Raw genomic sequence first — 4,975 nt, forward strand, 5'->3', positions numbered from 1 at the left:
GGACACCTCAAGCTCGATGAGCTGATCACCCGTGAGTACACCCTCGATCAGATCAACGAGGGGTACGCCGACATGAGATCAGGCCGCAACATCCGAGGACTCATCCGCTTCTAACGCAACAACCAAGCAGGGAACCGCAAAACGGCAGCAAGCGAGCTCAGTACAACGGTTGAGATGCTGCGGCTCGCTGACTCTTCGTTGACACTTGATGCGGGAATAGCGATCGAAAGCAATGTGCCCCATAGGCATAGGCGGTCGAGCCCTTGCGCGGACGAGATTGGCCGCGGTCACCGGTTCTGGCTCCTACTGCAGTGGGGAAGCCCAGATGGAACGTAGCTTTCGACGAGTCTTCACAGTGCTATCGGATAAGAGAGGAAGCGGCGATGACGAGGATCCAAATTCCCTATCCCCATAGGAGGGGAGGGCACTGTGGTTCCAGTGCGCTGCGTGACCTTACTGAATGGGCCCAACTAGGATGGGGGACAGAAGCACTCAGTGAAGGATTGGTCTTCACCCTCGGCGGTGCCTTGGACTTCTCGTACGTCCGCTCTACGCAGTTGTTTCCCCAGATATACCTGGTAGGACGAGGAAGCGAGCTGGAACAAGATTACCTCTCCCGGATTGGGGCTAACTTGGTCGTGCGATCGACCGATGACCCAGACGTGGGATGGGCATTTGTGACCGACGAAGTGGACAATGGCCGACCTGTCATGGTGTGGGCTGACATCGGCGAACTTCCTTACCTGCGCGTCCGATTGCACATGAGCCGTCACGACATCGTCATCACTGGATACGATGACGAACAACGGGTTGCTTATGTGGTCGATAATGACCGCGAGACCATCCAAACGGTGGCCTATGACGATCTGCGCCGGGCGCGGTCCTCGGTAGGGTTTCCTATGCCTACCAGGCACACCACATATCACGTCGACTGGCCGGAGCGAGTGCCCGACCTTAGGCTGATTGCGACCACTGCACTAGCCGCGAGCGCAGCGCTCATGCGCGGCGGTGCCGCAAGTGCGCCGCTACTGCGCATCGAGGAAGCTGAAGTCGAGTCTTCCGGTTTGAAGGGTGTGCAGGACTTCGCCGATGACGTACGGCATTGGCCGACGCTGTTCGACGACGATGCCCTGACCGCGGCATTGTTCGGTCTCGGAGCGTTCATCGAGAAGGCCGGTACCGGTGGCGGGCTCTTTCGTATACTGCAGGCACAAGGTTGCCAGAACATCTCCGATCTCCTCGATGACGCCGCCGCAGCCACGGATGCCGACACGTCGCTACGGAGTCGTAGTCAAGCTGCGGCCAAAATCGCCGCGACGATCCCGGACGCCGAAACGCGCCTCGTCGAAGCCCTCGAAGCGGCCAGTCGATCCGTTGGCACTGTTGATACCCGCATCGAGGCTCATCTGAAAGGCTCTCTGTGAGTGACACTTCACACGAATCGAGTTTCCTGGAGACGACCGGCTTCCTCGATTGGCAGCATGACGATGTACAGCGCTTCACCGAGAACGCGGTCGGTGACGTGCGTGACCCTGCGCAGAAGGCGAGATTGATCTTCACCGCTGTGCGAGACAGGATTTGGTATGACCCATATAGCATCGACGACGACCCCGAGCATTATCGGGCGAGCTATGTAGCGACAGCATCGAGGGCGTATTGCGTACCGAAGGCGGTGCTGCTCACCGCGGCAGCTCGTGCCGCAGGCATTCCCGCCCGGCTCGGATTCGCGGATGTGCGCAATCATCTGCAGACCGCCACATTGCGTGCCCGGATGGGGGGCACAGACGTGTTCGTCTACCACGGATATAGCGAATTACAACTTAACGAGCGCTGGCTGAAGGCTACGCCGGCGTTCAACGCCGAGCTCTGCGCGCGATTCGGTGTACCTCCGATCGACTTCGACGGCCACACCGATGCGCTTCTGCATGCCTACGACGGTGGGGGAAGCCAACACATGGAGTATCTCAACGACCGCGGTTGGTACCACGATCTTCCCTTCACCGCCGTCGTTACAGAGTTGCATCAACGGTACGGCCCGCTCATGGCTGAGGCCGAAGCCGAGCGTGACGCCTTCTCCCGGAAGTTGTGAGGCGGTGCGGACTGTGTGCCGGCACACTGTGATCGCGATCTCGTCGGCTATGATCTCCTTGAATTCGGGCGGGGTTACGGGCAGGACTAAACGGCCGACAGTGACCGAACTGGAAGGTGTACCGCAGCGATGATCTCGGCGGGCTAGCGAGTCTTTACATATTGTCTTCCGGCGAGCAGCGCTGACGTCGGCGCAATTCGTAAGTCGCAGGGTGAACTATGCACTGCGTGGTCCTATTTAGGAGGGTTTCGTGATCGACGAGCAAGCGGAAGAAGATTCGGCCATCGCGTGGTGGCAGACCTTTCAGAATCGTGCTGTCGCCGCCGACGGCGACTACCTTGACGCGCACCATCCGTGGTGCCTTGGTTGCGGCACAGACAATCCGCACGGTCATCGCCTGCGAGCGCGTCGGTGTGGCGACGGGGTGGGTGCCAGGCATATCTTCGACGGCCGACATCGCGGCGCACCCGGTATCGCACATGGCGGCGCAGTCATGACCGTTCTCGACGACATGGTGGGCATGTTGCTCTACGTGGTCGGTGAGATGGCCGTGACCCGTAAGCTCGACACCGAGTTCTACGCGCCAGTGTTGCTGGGGGTCCCCTACGAGGTCAGCGCGGAGCTTGTGTCCAGGACCGGCCGGAAACTCGAAGTCCGGACAGAATTACGCGAGGAAACCACCGGTCAGCTAGTCGCGTCCGCGTCTGGGTTATTCGTCGTCGTAACACTGGCGCACTTCACCAGCTCCATGCAGAAGGCGTCCTCGACACGCTGCATTGTGGGATCGACCCGGGAGGGAAGATGCTGAGCAGCAGCTTTGAAGGCGCCGCACGCCTGGCGATGCGCGACCCACGTCCATTGCCCCGCTCGGCGCGGTCACCATCAACGCACTCATGTACCTGCTCACCGAGAATTACCTCGACGAGACGATGTCCAATCAGCGCCGTCATGTTCGACGGCCTTCGCCCGCGTTCAGGAGATGAGATATGAGCACCTACGGCCTGTCGGTTCTCGGCGCGGACCTGCAGTCCATCGCCCAAATCGCCCAAGCCGCCGACGCGGCCGGATTCGACGCGGTGTGGGCATCGGAGTTCTACAACCGCTCCGGGTCGATCTCGATGGCCGCGATGGCGAACAGCACGGAGAACTGCCGGATCGGGTCCTCCATTCTCTACGGCGTGGGCCGAAGCCCCCTGGTGCTGGCCACCGAGGCGCGCGACCTCGACGAACTCTCCGACGGACGACTGGTGCTCGGCATCGGCAACGGGACCAAACGGATGATGAGCGACTGGCACGGCGTGCCCGACACCTCCGCACCCGCGCTGCGGATGGAGGAACTCGTCATGTTGCTGCGCCGCATCTGGAACCTGCACGAAGGTCCGGTCCATCACGAGGGCCGCTTCTACGCCCTGAACCTCATTCCAACCGGCGACATGCAGCCCCCGAGTCGGCCGATCCCGATCATCACCGCCGGTGTCCGACCCCGGATGTGCGAGACAGCAGGCAGGGTGGCTGACGGCCTCGCGGGGCACCCGCTGTTCACCACCACCTACGTCCAGGAGATCGTCCGACCCGCCGTCGCCAAGGGCGCGGCGCACGCCGACCGTGACCCCAGCGAGGTCGAAATCGTATCCATGGTCATGTGCTCCATCCACGAGGATGCCGAAGTCGCCAGGCGCGAACTGGCGCAACAGATTGCGTTCTACTCCTCGGTGAAGTCCTACGAGTTGGTGCTTGACGTGAACGGCTTCACCACCGAGGGTCGAGCCATTCGGGATGCATTCACCCGACGCGATTTCCCGGCGATGTTCGCCGCGGTGTCCGATAAGATGATCGACACCATGGGCGTCGCAGGAACGGCACACCAAGTCCGTGAACAACTTAGACGCTACGAAGGCGTCCTTGACCACATCATGCTGTACGCACCATCGATCGGTATTGCCCCGGAACGCGTGCAGCAAAATCTCGACAGCATCATCCGAGAATGCTCGCCGGCTTCGATGTCGCCAGGGCCGTCCAGCCGTTCTGCCCACAGCGACACCTGATTCACTCGCTGCGCTGATGTCGCCCCTTCGGTGAATTCACGCATGCGGCCGCGTCCGCCGGTGCCACATCGAGGATGGCGGCTGCACAAGCAGGACGCTGCGTCTGGCGACCCTCACGCTGTCGATCCGTGCGTGCCCACCTATGGCTGCGTGGTGTGGTTGACGATGTTGGCGTCGTCGTCGAGAAGCTGAGGTGCAACCCTCCATCGTCTCCGGACCAGGCCTCCGTGCACACCGCGCCGGGAGCAATGATCAGAACCTGTGGATGAGCCTCGGCGAGGCGGCGTGAGCGGGCGCACCTTCCCGAGGATGATCTGAAAGTTCACGTAGGTCTGATCAAGAGCCGGCGTTGGCGCGCTGGTTCGGGAAGGTACGCCCATGCTCAAGGTAGTTCACGACCAGGATTCATCCAACGAGGACGCCGGTGCGTCGCGGTCGCTGCTCGATGAGATCGTCCGCGACGGTGCCCGGCAGATGCTGGCGGGGGCGTTGGCCGCCGAGGTCGCCGCCTACGTCGACGCCCATGCCGGTGAGGTCGACGAGAACGGGCATCGGCTGGTGGTGTGCAACGGCTATCACCACGAGCGTGAGGTGTTGACCGCGGCGGGCGCGGTGGCGGTGACCGCCCCGCGGGTGAACGACAAGCGCGTCGACGCCGATACCGCTGAGCGCAACGGTTTTCCTCGGCGATTCTGCCGGCGTGGTCGCGTAAGTCTGGCTGTGACAGCCTGACTTGGCCCCGGGCGGACGGCTAGAAATGGCTCCACCTGTGTGGTCGCGGTTGTGCCGTTGTGGCGGTCTGATTTGGCCCCATCTTGACGACACTCCGCGTCGGTTATGA

4 protein-coding genes and 2 pseudogenes are annotated in these 4,975 nt (G+C 61.9%); all 6 read left to right on the plus strand.

The window, feature by feature from the left end:
* Positions 1-114, plus strand: a pseudogene (locus WA965_RS18645) (alcohol dehydrogenase); the annotation flags it as partial.
* A 269-nt stretch (positions 115-383) separates the two neighbouring features.
* Positions 384-1,424 (plus strand): BtrH N-terminal domain-containing protein, encoded by a 1,041-nt coding sequence (locus tag WA965_RS18650; RefSeq protein ID WP_526296969.1) that lies wholly within the window; start codon positions 384-386, stop codon positions 1,422-1,424.
* Positions 1,421-2,089: a transglutaminase domain-containing protein gene (locus tag WA965_RS18655; RefSeq protein WP_526447913.1), complete on the plus strand. Its 669-nt coding sequence runs from the start codon at positions 1,421-1,423 to the stop codon at positions 2,087-2,089. The genes WA965_RS18650 and WA965_RS18655 overlap by 4 nt, the downstream gene beginning before the upstream one ends.
* Before the next feature lie 424 nt (positions 2,090-2,513).
* Positions 2,514-2,897: a PaaI family thioesterase gene (locus WA965_RS18660; protein ID WP_526296989.1), complete on the plus strand. Its 384-nt coding sequence runs from the start codon at positions 2,514-2,516 to the stop codon at positions 2,895-2,897.
* Between the two features lie 178 nt (positions 2,898-3,075).
* On the plus strand, positions 3,076-4,134 hold the full coding sequence (locus WA965_RS18665; RefSeq protein WP_526296987.1) for an LLM class flavin-dependent oxidoreductase: 1,059 nt from the start codon (positions 3,076-3,078) through the stop codon (positions 4,132-4,134).
* Between the two features lie 378 nt (positions 4,135-4,512).
* Positions 4,513-4,850, plus strand: a pseudogene (locus WA965_RS18670) (IS256 family transposase); the annotation flags it as partial.
* Positions 4,851-4,975 lie beyond the last annotated feature (125 nt).

It is taken from the genome of Mycobacterium sp. (genome assembly GCF_049683935.1).
Taxonomy (GTDB): domain Bacteria; phylum Actinomycetota; class Actinomycetes; order Mycobacteriales; family Mycobacteriaceae; genus Mycobacterium.